The sequence below is a fragment of the Rhizobium sp. TRM96647 genome (genome assembly GCF_025780115.1).
GTDB lineage: Bacteria > Pseudomonadota > Alphaproteobacteria > Rhizobiales > Rhizobiaceae > Mycoplana.
Genome location: NZ_JAOXHF010000002.1, coordinates 295,914 through 313,309 on the forward strand (window position 1 = coordinate 295,914; position 17,396 = coordinate 313,309).

The 17,396-nt window shown below is 67.0% G+C and carries 20 protein-coding genes; 14 read left to right on the top strand and 6 right to left on the bottom strand.

Annotated elements, in window-relative coordinates; genetic code table 11:
* The first annotated feature begins 174 nt into the window (after nt 1-174).
* The 6 genes from OCK02_RS04340 (at nt 175) to OCK02_RS04365 (ending at nt 4,392) form a co-directional block, all read left to right on the top strand.
* Nucleotides 175-1,398 (top strand): cell wall hydrolase, encoded by a 1,224-nt coding sequence (locus tag OCK02_RS04340; protein WP_263812196.1) that lies wholly within the window; start codon nt 175-177, stop codon nt 1,396-1,398.
* Between the two features lie 273 nt (nt 1,399-1,671).
* The gene (locus OCK02_RS04345; RefSeq protein ID WP_263812197.1) at nt 1,672-2,052 is read left to right on the top strand and encodes an AtpZ/AtpI family protein; all 381 of its coding nucleotides are present in this window, start codon (nt 1,672-1,674) and stop codon (nt 2,050-2,052) included.
* A gap of 60 nt (nt 2,053-2,112) precedes the next feature.
* Entirely contained in the window at nt 2,113-2,865 is a 753-nt protein-coding gene (locus tag OCK02_RS04350; protein ID WP_230802880.1) for a F0F1 ATP synthase subunit A, read from the top strand.
* A 65-nt stretch (nt 2,866-2,930) separates the two neighbouring features.
* Nucleotides 2,931-3,158 carry a F0F1 ATP synthase subunit C gene (locus OCK02_RS04355; protein WP_097135489.1) on the top strand — a complete coding sequence of 76 codons (228 nt, stop codon included), beginning with the start codon at nt 2,931-2,933 and terminating at the stop codon, nt 3,156-3,158.
* Nucleotides 3,159-3,236: 78 nt separating this feature from the next.
* Nucleotides 3,237-3,893 carry a F0F1 ATP synthase subunit B gene (locus OCK02_RS04360; RefSeq protein WP_230802881.1) on the top strand — a complete coding sequence of 219 codons (657 nt, stop codon included), beginning with the start codon at nt 3,237-3,239 and terminating at the stop codon, nt 3,891-3,893.
* A gap of 13 nt (nt 3,894-3,906) precedes the next feature.
* Complete coding sequence (locus tag OCK02_RS04365; protein WP_263812198.1) at nt 3,907-4,392, top strand: F0F1 ATP synthase subunit B; 486 nt, start codon at nt 3,907-3,909, stop codon at nt 4,390-4,392.
* Between the two features lie 334 nt (nt 4,393-4,726).
* Here OCK02_RS04365 and OCK02_RS04370 read toward each other — a convergent pair whose 3' ends face one another.
* Nucleotides 4,727-5,386 (bottom strand): ribonuclease HII, encoded by a 660-nt coding sequence (locus tag OCK02_RS04370; RefSeq protein WP_263812199.1) that lies wholly within the window; start codon nt 5,384-5,386, stop codon nt 4,727-4,729.
* Nucleotides 5,387-5,544: 158 nt separating this feature from the next.
* On the bottom strand, nt 5,545-6,702 hold the full coding sequence (locus OCK02_RS04375) for a PA0069 family radical SAM protein (protein WP_263812200.1): 1,158 nt from the start codon (nt 6,700-6,702) through the stop codon (nt 5,545-5,547).
* A 190-nt stretch (nt 6,703-6,892) separates the two neighbouring features.
* On the opposite strand from OCK02_RS04375, the gene OCK02_RS04380 reads away from it, so the two are divergent.
* Entirely contained in the window at nt 6,893-7,414 is a 522-nt protein-coding gene (locus OCK02_RS04380; RefSeq protein WP_263811752.1) for a glycosyl transferase, read from the top strand.
* Between the two features lie 99 nt (nt 7,415-7,513).
* Nucleotides 7,514-7,927, top strand: a complete 414-nt coding sequence (locus OCK02_RS04385; RefSeq protein ID WP_263811753.1) for a GFA family protein — start codon at nt 7,514-7,516, stop codon at nt 7,925-7,927.
* Between the two features lie 33 nt (nt 7,928-7,960).
* Here the strand turns inward: OCK02_RS04385 and moaB are convergent, their stop codons facing one another.
* The 4 genes from moaB to OCK02_RS04405 form a co-directional block, all read right to left on the bottom strand.
* Nucleotides 7,961-8,503 carry a molybdenum cofactor biosynthesis protein B gene (gene moaB / locus OCK02_RS04390; RefSeq protein WP_263811754.1) on the bottom strand — a complete coding sequence of 181 codons (543 nt, stop codon included), beginning with the start codon at nt 8,501-8,503 and terminating at the stop codon, nt 7,961-7,963.
* The gene (locus OCK02_RS04395) at nt 8,490-9,413 is read right to left on the bottom strand and encodes a 4-(cytidine 5'-diphospho)-2-C-methyl-D-erythritol kinase (protein ID WP_263811755.1); all 924 of its coding nucleotides are present in this window, start codon (nt 9,411-9,413) and stop codon (nt 8,490-8,492) included. The genes moaB and OCK02_RS04395 overlap by 14 nt, the downstream gene beginning before the upstream one ends.
* A 7-nt stretch (nt 9,414-9,420) precedes the next feature.
* Nucleotides 9,421-11,253, bottom strand: a complete 1,833-nt coding sequence (locus tag OCK02_RS04400; RefSeq protein WP_263811756.1) for a tetratricopeptide repeat protein — start codon at nt 11,251-11,253, stop codon at nt 9,421-9,423.
* A gap of 153 nt (nt 11,254-11,406) precedes the next feature.
* Nucleotides 11,407-12,423 (bottom strand): polyprenyl synthetase family protein, encoded by a 1,017-nt coding sequence (locus OCK02_RS04405; protein ID WP_263811757.1) that lies wholly within the window; start codon nt 12,421-12,423, stop codon nt 11,407-11,409.
* Nucleotides 12,424-12,526: 103 nt separating this feature from the next.
* Between OCK02_RS04405 and OCK02_RS04410 the strand changes: the two genes are divergently transcribed.
* The 6 genes from OCK02_RS04410 to OCK02_RS04435 all read left to right on the top strand — a co-directional run bounded on the left by OCK02_RS04410 (nt 12,527) and on the right by OCK02_RS04435 (nt 17,359).
* A complete protein-coding gene (locus tag OCK02_RS04410; protein ID WP_263811758.1) occupies nt 12,527-12,748 on the top strand; it encodes a DUF2007 domain-containing protein in 222 nt (73 codons plus the stop codon).
* Between the two features lie 285 nt (nt 12,749-13,033).
* Nucleotides 13,034-13,846, top strand: a complete 813-nt coding sequence (locus OCK02_RS04415; protein WP_263811759.1) for a tRNA1(Val) (adenine(37)-N6)-methyltransferase — start codon at nt 13,034-13,036, stop codon at nt 13,844-13,846.
* Between the two features lie 95 nt (nt 13,847-13,941).
* Nucleotides 13,942-14,814, top strand: a complete 873-nt coding sequence (locus OCK02_RS04420) for a S49 family peptidase (RefSeq protein ID WP_263811760.1) — start codon at nt 13,942-13,944, stop codon at nt 14,812-14,814.
* A gap of 19 nt (nt 14,815-14,833) precedes the next feature.
* On the top strand, nt 14,834-15,025 hold the full coding sequence (locus OCK02_RS04425; RefSeq protein ID WP_230802893.1) for a hypothetical protein: 192 nt from the start codon (nt 14,834-14,836) through the stop codon (nt 15,023-15,025).
* Nucleotides 15,026-15,217: 192 nt separating this feature from the next.
* Nucleotides 15,218-16,285, top strand: a complete 1,068-nt coding sequence (locus tag OCK02_RS04430) for a dTDP-glucose 4,6-dehydratase (RefSeq protein ID WP_263811761.1) — start codon at nt 15,218-15,220, stop codon at nt 16,283-16,285.
* A 99-nt stretch (nt 16,286-16,384) separates the two neighbouring features.
* The gene (locus OCK02_RS04435; RefSeq protein WP_263811762.1) at nt 16,385-17,359 is read left to right on the top strand and encodes a glycine--tRNA ligase subunit alpha; all 975 of its coding nucleotides are present in this window, start codon (nt 16,385-16,387) and stop codon (nt 17,357-17,359) included.
* The last annotated feature ends 37 nt before the right edge of the window (nt 17,360-17,396 follow it).

Here is a 17,396-nt window from a genome sequence, read left to right on the forward strand (position 1 = left end):
ATCAAGGTTAATTCTTCATTCTCGGTCAACGAACAGGCCGAAATCATCCCGCGTCGCCGGGGTGGGCTTCAGCAGAGTATTCGCCAGCAGGTACAGCGCCGTCCCGGTGATCGGGGCGACGATCCCGCTCGGCCGCGTTGTCGGAGTGTGACGTTGCGTAAGAGTTGCGTTGGAATGATGAGAGAGGCCCTGCCAAAGACCCTGCCGCAGACCCTGTCGCCGGTCCTGTCGCGCCTCTTGCCGCGGGCCTTGCCTGCGAAGACCTGGCGCGCACCCCTTGCCCTCGGCGTCGCCCTCTTTTCCGCCTCCGCCTTCGATGTCGGGCATGCCGACCTCGCCACCTTCGTCTCGGGCGTCAACCGCAAGGGCGGCAACCAGCAACTGGTCATGACCCGCGCGCCGGCCGGCGCGATCCATGCGGTCGACATCGCCTTCAACGACCCGATCACCACCGGCGCGCTCGCCGGCGGCGCCGGGCTCGAATTGCCGGGCGGCGGCGAGGCCTCGCTGCTCAACGCCCGCAAGGGGCAGGGCGGCACGCCCGACGAGGACCGCGTCACCCGCGGCAGGAAGAAGGGCCGCATCGTCGCCGTCACCCCGGTCGCGCCGCCGAAGGCCTTCTCGGCGGGGTCGGTCCTGGACCGGCAGGCATCGCTGATGATCGATCCCGAATTCGACGCCAAGGAACGCATGCGGTTCGTCTCGCCGAAGATCCGCGGCAAGGAGATCGAGATCGCTACCGCCTTCTACCGCAAGAAGGCCGTGATCGCCGATCCGGGCGTGCCGTCGATCCTGGCCGGCCTCGTCACCAACGACCGCGCCGACGTGCTCGCCACGGCTTACGCGCCGCCGGAACCGGACTATGCGCGCGTCTCGCCCTTCGATTCGATTCTCGCCGGCAAGGATGCGGGCAACGGCCGTTTTGTCCCCGAGATCGCTCCGGAAGACCACGCCTGGGCGGCGACGGTGCTGCCGGCGACGGTCTTTTCCGCAGCCGAGCAGAAGTGCCTGGCGACCGGCATATATTTCGAGGCGAGGGGAGAAAGCCTCAAGGGCCAGGCCGCCGTCGCCCAGGTGATCCTGAACCGCGTGCGCAACCCCGCCTATCCGGGCACGATCTGCGGCGTCGTCTACCAGGGCGAAAAGCTGCGCACCGGCTGCCAGTTCTCGTTTACCTGCGACCGCATCCCCGATCTCGTGCTGGCGCCCTGGCACTGGAAGACCGCCAAGGAAATCGCCATGGCGGTGACCGCGGGCAAGATCTGGCTGCCGGAAGTCGGCTCCTCCACCCACTACCACGCCACCTATGTCCGGCCGAAATGGGGCCCGACGATGAAGCGCGTCGCCAAGATCGGCAAACACGTCTTCTACCGGACCTACGGCGGCGGCTGGATCTGAGACGGGCGGCCCTGCCGGCCGGGCTGCGACATGTCGCAGCGTCGCGCGTGATTCCCCGGCCGTCATCTGCCGGGAATCGTGGAGAAGATGTCAAATATTTGATATTGTTCGGTTAATTTCGCGCTGGTCAAAGCTTTCCCCCGCCTTGACTATGCAAGCCCCTAAAACTATGTTGCGCCCGACTTCAATCGGGCCTGAAGCTGGCTTAAAACCTAGCCGTGATTATGACCGCAATAGGGCGCATGCGCCCGGGCGGAGCGGGAGGGAAGCGCCATGAAGGGCAGCCGCAAGGAAAGTCTGGAAGAACGTCTGCAGCGTCTCGACGCCGAACTCGCAAAGAGGCGCACCGAGGACCATGCGGACGATGCCGCCGAGGAGAAGGCAGCCGAAAGCCGGAAGGGCTATGCGGTCGCCATGAAGCTCTCCAGCGAGTTCGTGGCCGCGGTCATCGTCGGCGCGCTTCTGGGCTATCTTGTGGACCGGTTTGCCGGTACGGCTCCCTGGGGGATGATCGTGCTGTTGCTGCTCGGCTTCTGCGCGGGCGTGCTGAATGTGATGCGGTCGGCTGGTTTGGTGGCATCTCCCCATCCCGTCGACCGGATGGCCGGCAGGGATACCTCCGGCAAGACGAATGCGAACGGGGACGGTGCGTAAGCGTCGTCCGGCCCAAGAGGAATATCCGCCCCGTGGGCGGCAAACGAGAGAGAACAAGCGGTGGCAAACGATCCGACCCATCAGTTTCTGGTCAACAAGATTGTTCCGATCGAGATTGGCGGAATCGATTTCTCGTTCACCAACGCGTCGCTCTTCATGGTCGCTTCCGCGGCGGTCGCCTCGGGCTTCCTCTACATGACCACCTCGCAGCGCGGCATCATTCCGAGCCGCCTGCAGTCGGTCTCCGAGATGTCCTACGAATTCATCGCCTCGATGCTGCGCGAGGGTGCCGGCAGCGGCGGCATGAAGTTCTTCCCGATGGTGTTCTCGCTGTTCATGTTCATCCTGACGGCGAACCTGCTCGGCATGATGCCGTATTTCTTCACGGTCACCAGCCAGATCATCGTCACCTTCGCGCTGGCGCTGTTCGTCATCGGCACCGTCGTCCTCTACGGTTTCTACAAGCACGGCTTCGGCTTTTTGAAGCTGTTCGTGCCGCACGGCGTCCCCGGCGCCCTTCTTCCGCTCGTCGTCGCGATCGAGATCATCTCGTTCCTGTCGCGTCCGATCTCGCTCTCCGTCCGTCTCTTCGCCAACATGCTGGCGGGACACATCACGCTCAAGGTGTTCGCAGGCTTCGTCGCCTCGCTCGGAACCCTCGGCGCGCTGGGTATCGGCGGCGCGATCCTGCCCCTCATCATGACGGTCGCCCTGACCGGTCTCGAGTTCCTCGTGGCATTCCTGCAGGCCTACGTCTTTGCGGTACTGACGTGCATGTACCTCAATGACGCGATCCACCCGGGCAGCCACTAAGGATAAAGTCGTTGGTGCGTTCCGCACCAGTCCAAGCCGCAACAACCCATTCGAAGGAGTTCATCATGGAAGCGGAAGCAGCAAAGTACATCGGCGCAGGTCTCGCATGCTTTGGCATGGCCGGCACGGCCCTCGGCCTCGGCAACATCTTCGGCAACTACCTCGCCGGCGCCCTGCGCAACCCGTCTGCTGCTGACGGTCAGTTCGGCCGCCTCGTATTCGGCTTCGCCGTTACGGAAGCTCTGGGCATCTTCTCGCTGCTCATCGCTCTGCTGCTGCTCTTCGCCGTCTGATACGGCTCGAAGACCGGACCACGGCTCTCTCTCAGGAGCCGTGGTCCGCTTGATATTTGAGTGCACCTGGAGGTGAGCATGTCTGCGACCGCGGCCAAGGCCGAGTCCATCCCATTCAAGATCGCTCAGGCCGAGACCACGACGGAGACGCACGACGCCGCTCCGGCAGGTGATGCGCATGGCGCCGCCCCGGCTGGCGAACTGCACACCGAAACGGGGGTCGCGCATGGCGAAGAGCACGGAAGCGGCGTCTTCCCGCCCTTCGACGCCTCGACCTTCCCCTCCCAGCTCCTGTGGCTGGCGATCACCTTCGGTATCTTCTACCTGGTCATGTCCAAGGTCATCGTGCCGCGCATCGGCTCGATCCTCGAGACGCGCCACGACCGCATCGCCCAGGATCTCGACGAGGCCTCGCGCCTGAAGGCCGAGGCCGACAACGCGATCTCGACCTATGAAAAGGAACTGGCGGACGCCCGCGCCAAGGGCAACGTCATCGCCACCGAGGCGCGCGAAGCCGCCAAGGCCAAGGCCGACGCCGAGCGCCTGAAGAACGAGGAAAGCCTCAACGGCAAGATCGCCGCCGCCGAGACCCGCATCGCCGGGATCAAGGAAAAGGCGCTTGCCGACGTCGGCGCGATCGCCGAGGAAACCGCCGCCGCCGTTGTCGAGCAACTGATCGGCGGCAAGACCACCAAGGCCGAGATCTCGGCTGCGGTGAAGGCCGCGGCGAAGTAAGGAGCGGACGACCATGGCATTTGATGCAACTTTCTACGCCTTCGTCGGCCTCGTCCTGTTCCTGGTCCTGATCGCCTATCTCAAGGTTCCGGCCATGATGGGCAGCGCGCTGGACCAGCGGGCCGAGAAGATCTCCAACGATCTCGCCGAGGCCAAGCGCCTGCGCGAGGAGGCCCAGAGCCTGCTCGCCGAATACCAGCGCAAGCGCAAGGAAGCCGAGGCCGAGGCCGCCTCGATCGTCGCCGTCGCCCAGCGCGAGGCCGAGGCACTGGCTGCCGAGGCCAAGCAGAAGACGGAAGAATACGTGGCACGCCGCACGGCGCTGTCGGAACAGAAGATCAAGCAGGCCGAAGCCGACGCCATCAATGCCGTCCGCTCCGCCGCCGTCGATCTCGCCATCGGCGCGGCAGAGACCGTGCTGGCGGCCAAGAAGGACGCGGAGATCGGCAAGTCGCTGTTCGACAAGGCCGTCTCGGAGGTCAAGGCACGGCTGAACTGAGGTTCGCCCGAAGCCTGCAAATGAAATGAGGCCGGAGCGATCCGGCCTTTTTTCGTTGCGGACGCTGGCAAGGGCTTGTGTTTCGAGAGCCTTCATCGGGCGCGTGGCATCTGGCATTCACGCGCCGATCCTGCGGCTTCCCGTGCAGGTGGCCGGTCGTCGATGTGGCATGGCGGATTTCGCCGATGAGGTTGATGCGGCAGACGTGTCGCGTAGGCCTCCGGCGGTGCCGCGGCATGGGCTGGCGCTCAACGGCTCGAAGACTGTGTTCAGGAACCGTCGAAGGACGAATGTGGCGGATTGGGATCTGCCTCAGGCCAGGCAGCGCGCCTGCTTATTCCGAGGCGTCCGGGCGGAACGGGCGGAAGCTCATGCGGTGCAGGTTGCAGGGGCCGAGGGTGCCGATCGCGTCGCGGTGGCGCTCGGTGCCGTAGCCGGCATGGGTGCCGAAGCCGTAGCCGGGATAGCTGTTGTCGGCGCAGGCCATCATCCGGTCACGCACGACCTTGGCGACGATGGAGGCGGCGGCGATCGACAGGACCCGCGCATCGCCCTTCACCACCGCACGCCCGGCGCAGGCGAGCCCCGGAGGAACGTCGAGCCCATCGGTCAGCACCAGCCCCGGGCGGACCGTCAGGCCGCAGACGGCCCGGCGCATGGCATCGAGGCTGGCCTTGCGGATGTCGGTCTTGTCGATCCGGCGCGCGCTGCTGGAGGCGACGGAGACGACCGAGGTCGCAAGGATCTGCACGAACAGCGCCTCGCGCTTCACGGCCGACAGCTGCTTGGAATCGCGCAGCCCGTCCGGGATCCTGTCCGGATCGAGCACGACGGCGGCGGCGACCACGGGGCCGGCCAGCGGTCCGCGCCCGGCCTCGTCGGCACCGGCCACCGGCCATTGGCCGGCCCGGCGCGCCGAAAGCTCCATCGAGAAATCGGGTCCGGCGGGAAGGTCGAAGAGAAGGGGGGAATCGGTCGTCGCGCGGCGTTTCATGCGGCGAACTTCGCACGGCCGACCGATTCCCCGCAAGTCCCCGGGCGAGGCGGCACCCGGGAACGTCGACATTGCGAGGGGGACAGGGCAATGTCGAATGGAAAGGGCAACGTGCCCCGAACCTCGTCAGGAGGCGCCGCGCCCGTCGCGGCACGGTGCTACAACAGCGACAGTTGCACCCCGCTGCCCGATGGCGGCACGAACAGGTCCGCCGAAAGGTTCCGCCGTGTCCGCACCAGTCCCAGTCGCTTCGACGCCAGCTCGAAGCGGCGCGCGATCTGCCAGGCATAGGGACCCGCGCCCTTCATCCGCTTGCCGAACTCGGCGTCGTAGTCCTTGCCGCCGCGCATCGAGCGCACCAGCGACATGACGTGGCGGTAGCGGTCCGGATACTCGCGCAGCAGCCAGTCGCGGAACAGCGGACTGACCTCCAGCGGCAGGCGCAGGAGCACATAGCTCGCCTCCTGCGCGCCGGCCGCCTTGCCGGAATCGAGGATCTTCTCGATCTCGTGGTCGTTCAGCCCCGGAATGATCGGCGCCACCATGATGCTGACGGGGACGCCGGCTTCCGAAAGCGCGCGCATCGCCTCCAGCCGCCGCGACGGGGTCGCGGCCCTCGGCTCCATGCTGCGGGCCAGCTTGCGGTCGAGCGTCGTCACCGACAGCCCGACCCAGGCGAGCCCCTTGCTGGCCATGCGCGCGAGAATGTCGATGTCGCGCATGATCAGCGCCGACTTGGTGACGATCGAGACCGGATGGTTGGCCGTCTCCAGCACCTCCAGGATCTGGCGCATGATCTGCCATTCCTTTTCGATCGGCTGGTAGGGATCGGTATTGGTGCCGATGGCGATCACCCGCGGCTTGTAGCCGGGCTTCGAGAGCTCGCGTTCCAGAAGTTTCGGCGCGTCCGGCTTGGCAAAGAGCCTCGCTTCGAAGTCGAGCCCCGCCGAAAGCCCCATGAAGGCATGCGTCGGCCGGGCGAAGCAGTAGATGCAGCCGTGCTCGCAGCCGCGATAGGGATTGACCGAGCGGTCGAAGGGAATGTCGGGGGACTCGTTGCGGGTGATGATGCTGCGCGGCTTTTCGACCTGCACTTCGGTCTTGAAGGGCGGCAGGTCCTCGAGCGTCTGCCAGCCGTCGTCGAAGCGCTCGCGCACCTGCTGCTCGAAACGGCCGGAAAAGTTCATCCCGGCGCCGCGCCCGCGACGGCGGTCGATGTCGATCCTCAGGCCGCTCTGCGCCACCAGCGCATCGGCAATGTCGACCGTATTGGCGGGCGCAAGCGCGCCCTGCCTGAGACTGGACAGGTCTGCCATCGGGGTTCTCCGCAGGGGAATCGTCTCCCCTTCAATGACTTTATTCCTAACGGGGAAAAGAGAACAATTCAAGAACAAAATGGAGGGCGGCACGATCCGGGTGCGAAAGCGACCAATCTACTACCACTAAGTGCAATCCATGCGTTTGTTGCCAGTGGCGCTGGGTGTTGCGATGCGGTAAGGGTCAGCCATGCTGACGGTCATCATGGAAAGCCGAGACAACGAACCCGAGCTGGCGCAGACCCTGTCCGCGCTGGTGGCGGGCGCCGTGGAGGGCATCGTGCGCGACGTGATCGTGCTCGACCACGGCTCGGACGACGGTTCGTCCCAGGTCGCGGATGCGGCCGGCTGCCGCTTCATGACCGAGTGGAGCGTGGAGGAGATCGTACGCTCCGCCCGCGGCGACTGGCTGCTTTTGCTGGAGCCCGGCGCGCGGCCGCTCTTTGGCTGGGTCGATGCGGTCTCCGAACACGTTGCGCTGAACAAGGGTCCGGCGCGCTTTGCCGGATCGCGCAACCATCGCCGGCCGTTCATGCGCCGCCTCGTCGAGCGCCGGCCGCCGCTCGAATGCGGCCTGCTCGTGTCCAAGCGGCAGGCCTGCGCGATCGTGCGCAAGGGCATGAAGCTGGACGAACTCGCCACCGGCCTCGCCGCCCGCAAGCTCGTCGCCGAGATCGTTCCCGCCTGGGCGGTCCGCGCGATGCGCGACTAGAGTCTGCCCCCGGCCGAGCAGGCCGGGTCTTGATAACGCTAAAATTGAGCGGACAATGTCGGCCGGTTGTGGCGTCGCTTCGAACCGCGGGAGGTGCGGATGCTGATTGGCACGTGTCACTGCGAGGGAGCACACTGGACGATGACGGGTGATCCGGGACCGGTCACGGCGTGCAATTGCACCCTGTGTCGCCGCTACGGTGCGCTCTGGGCCTATGACTTCGATGGGGACGACGGCGGGGACGGGCGCATCCGCCTCCACGGCACCACCAGCGCCTTCACCCGCATGGGGAGCAGGCCCTCGCTGGAGATCCGCTTCTGCCCGACCTGCGCCTGCGTCCTCTGCTGGCGGGGGCTGAGCCTCGATCCGGACGGGCGCCGGCGCATGGCGGTCAATGTCCGTCTCGCGGCCCCCGAGGCGGTCGCGCACCTGCCGATCGATCACTTCGACGGGCTGGACAGCTTCGACGATCTGCCGCGGGACGGCCGCTGCGTCCGCGACCTGTGGTTCTGAAGCGGAAACCGCGCCGGCGGCGGGCGCTTTCGCCTATTTGCGCTTCAGGTGCTCGTCGAGCCGCGGCATGATCTCGACGAAATTGCACGGCATGTGCCGGTAGTCGAGCTGGGCCTCGAGGATACCGTCCCAGGCATCGCGGCAGGCGCCGGGCGAGCCGGGCAGGACGAATATGAAGGTGGCGTTCGCCACGCCGCCGGTGGCGCGCGACTGGATCGTCGAGGTGCCGATCTTGTCGTAGGAGATCCGGTGAAATACCTCGGAAAACCCGTCCATCCGCTTCTCGAACAGCGGCTCCAGCGCTTCCGGGGTGACGTCGCGGCCGGTAAAGCCGGTCCCGCCGGTGGTGATGACGACGTCGATCGCCGCGTCTTTGGTCCAGGCTTCGACCTGCCTGCGGATCGCCCGCCTGTCGTCCGGCACGATGGCGCGGGCGGCGAGCCGGTGCCCCGCCTTCTCCAGTCGCTCCACCAGCGTGTCGCCGGAACGGTCGTCCGAAGGCGTGCGGGTGTCGGAGACGGTGAGCACGGCGATCGAAAGCGGAATGAATGGTCTCGTCTCGTCAAGGCGCGCCATGGCGGTCCTCTCCCTCGAAAGCCGCGCTGGCGATGACGAACCAGCCGGGATGTGCCGCGCCCAGAGCCTGCGCCGCCTCATTGGCCGCCTCCAGGCTGTGATAGAGCCCGAAGCAGGTCGCCCCCGAGCCGGACATGCGCACGAGCACCGGCGCGGTTGCCGCAAGCGCCTGCCGGACCGTCTCGATCTCGGGGCAGAGGGCGGTCGCCGGCGCCTCCAGATCATTGCGCATCGCCTGCAGGGCTGCAAGCCAGCAGGGTCCGGCGGTGCCGGCCTTGGGTACCTTCAGCCGCGGATTGTGCTTGCCCGGCAGGCGCCGGAAGATCTCCGGCGTCGGGACGCCGACGAGCGGATTGACGAGCACCATGGCAAAAGCGGGCAGGTCGGCGCGCAGTTCGATGTCCTCGCCGATCCCGCGGGCGACGAGCGGCCGCGAGGCGAGGCACATCGGTACGTCCGCCCCGAGATCGAGCGCGATGGCGTCGAGCAGGTCCCGGTCGATCCCGGCGTTCCAGTGGCGCAGCAGCCCGCGCAGGGTCGCCGCCGCATCCGCCGAGCCGCCGCCGATGCCGGAGGCGACCGGCAGGTTCTTTTCCAGGTGCAGGTGGACCGGCGGAGCGGCGATGCCGCGTTCGGTGAGGGCCGCGCGAAGCCGGTCGCGCGCCCTGAGCACGAGATTGTCGGCCCCGGGCGTGTCGTCCAGTCGCCCCGCAAAGCGGCCGGAAAGGGTGAGGCGGTCGGCCCCGGCGGGCGCGATCGAGACACGGTCGCCGAAGGCGGCAAAGGTCACGAGCATGTCCAGCAGGTGATAGCCGTCGGCGCGCTGGCCGACGACATGCAGCGCGAGATTGATCTTCGCCGGCGCCGGCTCCGTCAGCGTGAACCCGGATGCGCCATCGTCGCAAGCCATGGAGCGGTCAGGACTTCTTGTCGGGCTCGCCCGGCGCGGGTTCCTTGACCGGTTCCTTCTGCTCGATCGCTTGCGCCGCGGCCGGCGGCGTGTTGCTCTCGTCCGGCAGGCCCTTTTCGATCTTCGCCTTGATCTTCGGGATCTCGGCCTCTTCCGGCTTCAGGCCCAGCGCCCGGTTCCACTGGAAGGTCGCCTCCAGCTTGCGTCCCACCCGCCAGTAGGCGTCGCCGAGGTGGTCGTTGATCGTCGGATCGCCGGCGCGAAGCTCGGCGGCGCGCTCGAGTTCGGTCACCGCGTCGTCATACTGGCCGAGGCGGAAATAGGCCCAGCCGAGCGAATCGACGATATAGCCGTCGTCCGGCTTGGCGCTGACCGCGCGGCGGATCATATCGAGGCCTTCCTCGAGATTGGTGTTCATGTCTACCCAGGAATAGCCGAGATAGTTCAGCACCTGCGGCTGCTCCGGGTTGAGCTCCAGCGCCTTGCGGAAGTTCGGCTCGGCCTGCTCCCACTTCTTCTGCCGCTCGTAGGCGATGCCGCGCTGGAAGTAGATCGTCCATTGCGAGCGGTTGGGCACGTTGCCCATCTGCTCGACCGCGCGGTCGTAGACCTCGCCCATCTCCTTGTATTCCTTCGCATCCGACAGCACGCTGCCATAAGCGAGGTAGCTGCGCATATCCTTCGGATCTTCGTCGATCAGCGCCTTGAGGTGGGTCTTGGCCTCGTCGACCTTGCCGAGATCGGCAAGCTGCAGGCCGAGCTGCAGCTCGGAGATGCGGCGCATCGGTGAATTCTCCGGCACCTGGCGGTAGAACTCGATCGCCTGTTCCGGCTTCTCCTGGCTCTCCGCAAGCCCGCCGAGCAGCACCAGCGTATCGGCGCTGTCGGGATCGAGCGCGCGCGAGATCTGCAGGTAGAGCGAGACGATATCCTCCGCGCCCTCGCGGTTCAAAGCGCCGCCGATGGAAAACAGCACGCCCGCGGCGCCTTGCGCTGCGGTGCGCACCTGCTGTTCCTGCTTCTCGCCCTTCTCGATGCTGGCGCGCAGCGCCTTCAGCGGCGCATAGCTGGAAACGAGGTTCTCGCCGACCGAGATGGCGTCGAGCGCCTTCTGCTTGTTGCCCTCGCGGGCCTCCAGCCGGGCCAGCGCCATCACCGCGCGCATGAAGGTGTCGGGCGCGGCACTGCCGCCGTTGCGGTCGAGGATGGCGTCGTTCAGCCGCTTGCGGGCGGTGTCTTTGTCGCCGGCTGCGGCCGCGATGGCGCCGGCATTGTAGTTCTTGAAGATCGAGAACCAGTCGGGCCCGTCGAGGTCGCTGATGCCGGCAAGCGCCTGCTTGGCCTTGCCGTCGCCGAATTTCGCCCAGGACAGAAGCAGCCCGTTCATCATGCGGTCGAGGTCGTTCGGGCCGCTATAGACGAGGATCTTCTCTGCCGTGCGGTATTCGCGCTTGCGGATGGCGTCCATGCCGCGCACGACAGTGGTGATGCGCTCGACGGCCGGATCGTCCTTCAGCGCCTCGGCGAGCTTGACGCCGTCCTTGAACTCGCCGTCGAGCAGCAGCGTGATCATCAGCCGCTCCTTGACCTCGGTGTTGGTCGGGTCGAATTGCAGCGCGATCCGGTAGAGTTCGATCGCGGTCTTGTAGTCCTTGTCGACGTCCGCCGTCCGGGCGGCCAGGAAGGCGCCCGAGAAGGTATCGACGGCTTTCGGGTCGAAGGTCACGGTCTCTGCGGCAGCGGCCGGCTCTTCCGCCCTTGCGGCCAACGGGCCGGCAAGCGTGACGCCGGCAAGGATCGCGGCGCTGGAAAGAAGCCGGATGAAAAGGGAATGCCGCATGCAGGTGCCTTTCACTTGGGGGACGGCGGGCATGCGCCCGTCGGATCGTCACGATCCTGTCCAAATCAGCGTGGACTCATGACCACAGAGAATGGCTTTTTTGGCGCGGTGCGGCAAGAAAATCCATCGCCCGCGGCGCGCAATCTTTCGTAATCAGCTGACGCGGGAAATACAGAAGTCGATCACTTCCAGGAGCGCGGACTTCCACGGGCTTGCCGGCAGGGGGGCGAGCGCGTCACGGGCGATCATGCCATAGTGCTGCGCGCGCGCGATCGTGTCGGACAGGCCGCCGTAGCGGGTGATCAGGCCGAGCGCATGTTCGAGGTTCTGTTCGTCGCTCTCGCCGCCCTCGATCGCCTTGCGCCAGAAGGCGCGGTCCTCGGCGGTGCCGCGGCGCCAGGCGAGGATGACGGGGAGGGTGATCTTGCCCTCGCGGAAATCGTCGCCGACGTTCTTGCCGAGATCGGCAGCCTTGCCGCCATAATCCAGCGCGTCGTCGACGAGCTGGAAGGCGAGCCCCAGGTTCATGCCGTAGGATTTCAGCGCATTGCGCTCCGCCCGGCCGGTATTGGCGACGATCGGGCCGACTTCGGCGGCGGCTGCGAACAGCGCCGCCGTCTTGGCGCGGATGACTTCGAGATAGTCGTCCTCGGTCGTCTCCATGTTCTTGGCGACGGAAAGCTGCAGCACCTCGCCCTCGGCGATCACGGTCGCGGCCGAGGAGAGTACGTCGAGCGCCTCCAGCGAGCCGACCTCGACCATCATCTTGAAGGCCTGGCCGAGCAGGAAGTCGCCGACCAGCACGCTCGCCTGGTTGCCCCAGATCATCCGGGCGGTGGACTTGCCGCGGCGCAGGTCGCTCTCGTCGACGACGTCGTCGTGCAGAAGCGTCGCCGTGTGCATGAACTCGACGCTGGTGGCGAGCTTGACGTGATGGTCGCCCTCGTAGCCAAACATCGCGGCGGAGGCGAGCGTCAGCATCGGCCGCAGGCGCTTGCCGCCGGACGAGATCAGGTGGTTCGCCACCTCCGGAATCATCTGGACGTCGGAGCCGGCCTTGGAGAGGATCAACTGGTTGACGCGCTCCATGTCGGCTTTCGTCAGGTCCACCAGGGGCTTTACCGATGCCAGTTTGTTTTTGCCTTCGTCCAGCGGTATCACGACGCCCACGTGCGGGGACTCCTGTTCAATTCTGTCGCGGGACAATAGAAAGGGGGGGCTGCGGGAGCAAGAGGCGAATTGACAAGCCGGCGAAAATAAGACGGAAAAGGGAATGATCGAACTCATCCGGACCAACGACGCGGTGCTGCTCTCCTTTGCTGAGAGCCTGATGAAGGATGCCGGCATTCATTGCCTGATCGCAGACCAGGGCATGAGCATCCTCGAGGGCTCGCTCGGCATGCTGCCGCGCCGCCTGCTGGTCGAGGCCGACCGCGAAGACGACGCCCGCAAGATCCTCAGCGACGCCGGGCTCGGCGCGGAGTTGCGCTCGTGACGACGGGGCCGATACCGGTGCGCGGAATGCACCCCCCTCTGCCCTGCCGGGCATCTCCCCCGCAGGGGGGGAGATCGGCCCGTGGGACCGTCTGGCCCAAGACCGGCTTAGCGACATGGCCCGAAACGAGGTGTGCGAGCGGAATGTATCGCCGACAGCATACGTTGCGGATGGAATGCGGAGGGTTCGTCCTTCCGATCTCCCCCCCTGAGGGGGAGATGCCCGGTAGGGCAGAGGGGGGTATTGGCGCCGACGCGTATCGCCCGGCACAAGGCGAGGCCTTCCGTGGTTGCCGCTAACACCGTCGACGCCTTCCATCGCGGCCGGTTCCATCTGGTCCAGCCGAAGGGAGGCGGCCATCGCTCCGGCATGGATGCGATGCTGCTCGCCGCGCTGGTCGCGGGCGAGGGGGACATCAGCGTTGCCGACCTCGGCGCCGGCGCCGGGGCGGCGGGGCTGGCGGTGGCATCCCGCATCGAGGGCGCCCGCGTGCTGCTGGTCGAGCGCTCCCCGGCCATGGCCGATTATGCGCGAAAAAGCCTGGCGCTGCCCGAGAACGCCCGCCTCGCCGGCCGCGTCTTTGTCCTCGAGGCCGACGTCACCCTGACCGGCCGGGCGCGGCTCGCAGCCGGGCTCGCCGACGAGGTGCACGACCATGTCGTCATGAACCCGCCCTTCAACGACGCCTCCGACCGGCGCACGCCGGACGCGCTGAAGGCCGAGGCGCATGCGATGGAGGACGGCCTATTCGACCGGTGGATCCGCACCGCCGGCGCGATCATGAAGCCCGGTGGCCAGCTCTCCCTGATCGCCCGGCCGGAATCCATCGCTGATATCATCGACGCCTGCGGCAAGCGCTTCGGCGGCATCGAGATCACGGCCCTTCATCCCCGCCCCGGCGAGAGCGCGGTGCGTATCCTCGTCACCGCCGTCAAGGGCTCGCGGGCGCGGCTCGTGCTGCGCCCGCCGCTGGTCATGCACGAGGACGACAGCCACCGCTTCTCCGCCTTCGTCGACGACCTCAACAACGGCCGCGCCGCCTATCCGCGGCTCGGGCGCACGCGGGCGAAGGGCGCATCCGGGCCCGCGGCTTCCTGATACCAAGCCGCACCGATTTTGCGCCCCGGCCATTGCGTTTTACCGCCGCGTGCATACATCTGGCGATAACGCAAAATGGGAGACTGACAAGCGCGATGGCCGGATTTTTGAGGAAGTTGATGCCGAAGCGGTTCCGCAAGGAGGGCGTCACAATTCCGGTCGTGCGGTTGCAGGGCGCCATCATGGCCGGAGGCAGCCAGTTCCGCCCCGCGCTCAACCTCGCCGCCGTCGCCCCGGTGCTGGAGAAGGCCTTTTCCGACAAGGCCGCCCCCGCCGTCGCCATTTCCATCAATTCGCCCGGCGGCTCGCCGGTGCAGTCGCGGCTGATCTTCCAGCGCATCCGCGATCTCGCCGCGGAGAAGAACAAGCGCGTGCTTGTCTTCGTCGAGGACGTGGCTGCCTCCGGCGGCTACATGATCGCGCTGGCCGGCGACGAGATCTTCGCCGACCCGACCTCGATCGTCGGCTCGATCGGTGTCGTGTCCGGCGGCTTCGGATTTCCGGAGCTCTTGAAGAAGATCGGCGTCGAGCGGCGCGTCTATACCGCCGGCGAGAACAAGGTCATCCTCGATCCGTTCAAGCCGGAGCGGGAATCCGACATCGACTACCTGAAATCGCTGCAGCTCGAGATCCATGCCGTCTTCATCGACATGGTCAAGGCGCGGCGCGGCACCCGGCTCGCCGACGATCCGGACATCTTTTCCGGCCTGTTCTGGACCGGCCAGCGCGGGCTGGCGCTCGGCCTGATCGACGGGCTGGCCGACATGCGCGGCGAGATCCGCCGCCGCTACGGCGCCAATGCCGCCCTGCGCCTGGTCTCGCCGGCGCGCGGCCTGTTCGGCCGCAAGGTGCCGGGCGTCGGCTCGGGGCTCCTGTCGCTCGCCGGCGAGCGGGCCGGGGCCGCCGGCGTCGGCGCGCTTGCGGAGATCGCCGAGGAAAAGGCGCTCTGGGCGCGTTACGGCCAATAGGACCGGGGGAGGGGACCGCATGGCACAGATCATATTCCTGCTTCTGGTCGTCGCCGTCGCCTGGTACGGCTACCGCAAGTTCGTCACCGATGCCGAGCGGCTGACCCGCAAGCGCCGCGCCGCCGAACGGGAGCGCCAGAACGACGCGATCGGCACCCTGATCAAGGACCCGAAGACCGGCGAATACCGCCTGCGCCGCGACGACGAATAGCCGCCGACTGTCCGCCCCCGCGGGATTTGTCTCCTTCTCCCTGTGCCGGAGTGTGCCGATACGGTGCAGAAGCCGGCGCCGGTAAGGTTAACGGCGTATAAATGCCGGGTGGGCGCCGCTGAGAGATTGCGCCGGCGGGGCGGAACCGCGACATCTGCCATTCCTGATTGAATGCACGGGAAGGAAGATCCAATGGCCTCGCTCGACCTCGCCGGCCTGCGCACCATCGTCGTCACCGGCGGCGCCGGCTTCATCGGCTCGCATGTGGTGGACGACCTGCTGCGGGCCTGCCCGGCTGCCGAGATCCGCGTGCTCGACGCCTTCACCTACGCCGCTGACATGGCCAACCTCGACGGTGCCATGCGCATCGGCCGCGTCACTTTGCGCCAGGGCGACGTCGGCAATCTCGATCTCGTCTCCGACGTCCTGCGCGGCGCCGAACTCGTCGTCCACGCTGCCGGCGAAAGCCATGTCGAGCGCGCGCTGGTCGCGCCCGAGCGCGTGAGCCTTTCGAACGCCATCGGCACGCAGGTGCTGGTCGAGGCGATGGCGTTGCGCCGCGTGCCGCTGATGATCCATGTCGGCACCGCCGAGGTCTATGGCGCCGCAACCGCCATGCCGTCCGAGACCGCGGCGATGCGGCCGGACAATCCGCTCGCCGCCTCCAAGGCCGCAGCCGAGATGCTGCTTGCCGGACTGCGGCCGCTGCACGATCTCGACATTCGCGTGCTGCGCCCCGTCAACGTCATCGGCACGCGCCAGAACGCCGAGAAGCTGGTGCCGCGCTTCCTCGAACTCGCCGCCGTCGGCAAGCCGCTGTCGGTGCACGGCAACGGCAACCAGCGCCGCGCCTTCGTCGCCGTGTCGGATTTCTGCGCCGCCCTTCGCACCGTCGTCGCTCGCGGCGAGAAGAACGGCGTCTACAATGTCGCAGCCCCCGGCAGCCATTCCATCCTCGACGTCGCCCGCATGGTCCTCGATGCCGTGCCGGACCCGGTGGCAGGCGTCGTCTTCACCGGCGGTCGTCCGGCCAACGTCACCCGCCCCGCGGTGTCAACGGCGGCCCTGGAGGCGCTCGGCTGGCGCCCCGAGGCGACGCTCGCCGGTGAGATGAAGCATCTCGCCGGCTGGTACCGCGCCCGCCTGTCGCCGGCCTCGCGCACCGTCTTCCGCACCGTTCCGGGGCTTGCGCCCGGTCGGGCGGCGGCCACCACCCAGCCCGCGGGCTCCGGCCTGTTCCGCTCGCTCGAGCGGCACTGAAGCGCCAAAGGAAGGTCAATTGGCAGGCGGCACCCTTGACCCTGCCGCCCCGCCGTGGCACCTGTCCGCCCGATCTTCAAGACCATCCGGACCGGACCGATGACCCTGCCAACGCCTGCTGCCGCGCTGCCCGACCACATGCACCCGACCCGCTCCTTCCAGGGGCTGATCCTGACGCTCCACAACTACTGGGCGGACAAGGGATGCGCGGTGCTGCAGCCCTACGACATGGAGGTCGGCGCCGGCACCTTCCATCCGGCCACGACGCTGCGCGCGCTCGGGCCGAAGCCGTGGAAGGCGGCCTATGTCCAGCCCTCGCGCCGCCCCTCCGACGGCCGCTACGGCGAAAACCCCAACCGTCTGCAGCACTATTACCAGTACCAGGTCATCCTGAAGCCGAACCCGTCCAACCTGCAGGAACTCTATCTCGGCTCGCTCGAAGCGATCGGGCTCGATCCGCTTCTGCACGACGTCCGCTTCGTCGAGGACGACTGGGAAAGCCCGACGCTCGGCGCCTGGGGGCTCGGCTGGGAATGCTGGTGCGACGGCATGGAAGTCTCCCAGTTCACCTATTTCCAGCAGGTCTGCGGCATCGAGTGCGCGCCGGTCTCGGGCGAACTGACCTACGGGCTGGAGCGGCTGGCCATGTACGTCCAGGGCGTCGACAACGTCTACGACCTGAACTTCAACGGCCGCGAGGGCGAGGACAAGATCACCTATGGCGACGTCTTCCTGCAGGCCGAGCAGGAATATTCCCGCCACAACTTCGAATTCGCCGACACTGCGATGCTGCATCGCCATTTCATCGATGCGGAGAAGGAATGCCTGGCGCTTCTTGCCGCCGGCGCCCCGGGCGATGCCGACAACAGGCGCCTGCACAGATGCGTCCTTCCGGCCTACGACCAGTGCATCAAGGCGTCCCACGTCTTCAACCTGCTTGACGCCCGCGGCGTGATCTCCGTCACCGAGCGCCAGAGCTATATCCTGCGCGTCCGCACGCTCGCAAAAGCCTGCGGCGAAGCCTTCCTGCTCACCGAGGCCGGCGGCGTGAACTGGGTCGAGACGGCGGCGTAATAGATGGTGGCCCGTGCCTCGCCCGCCGGGCTGCGGT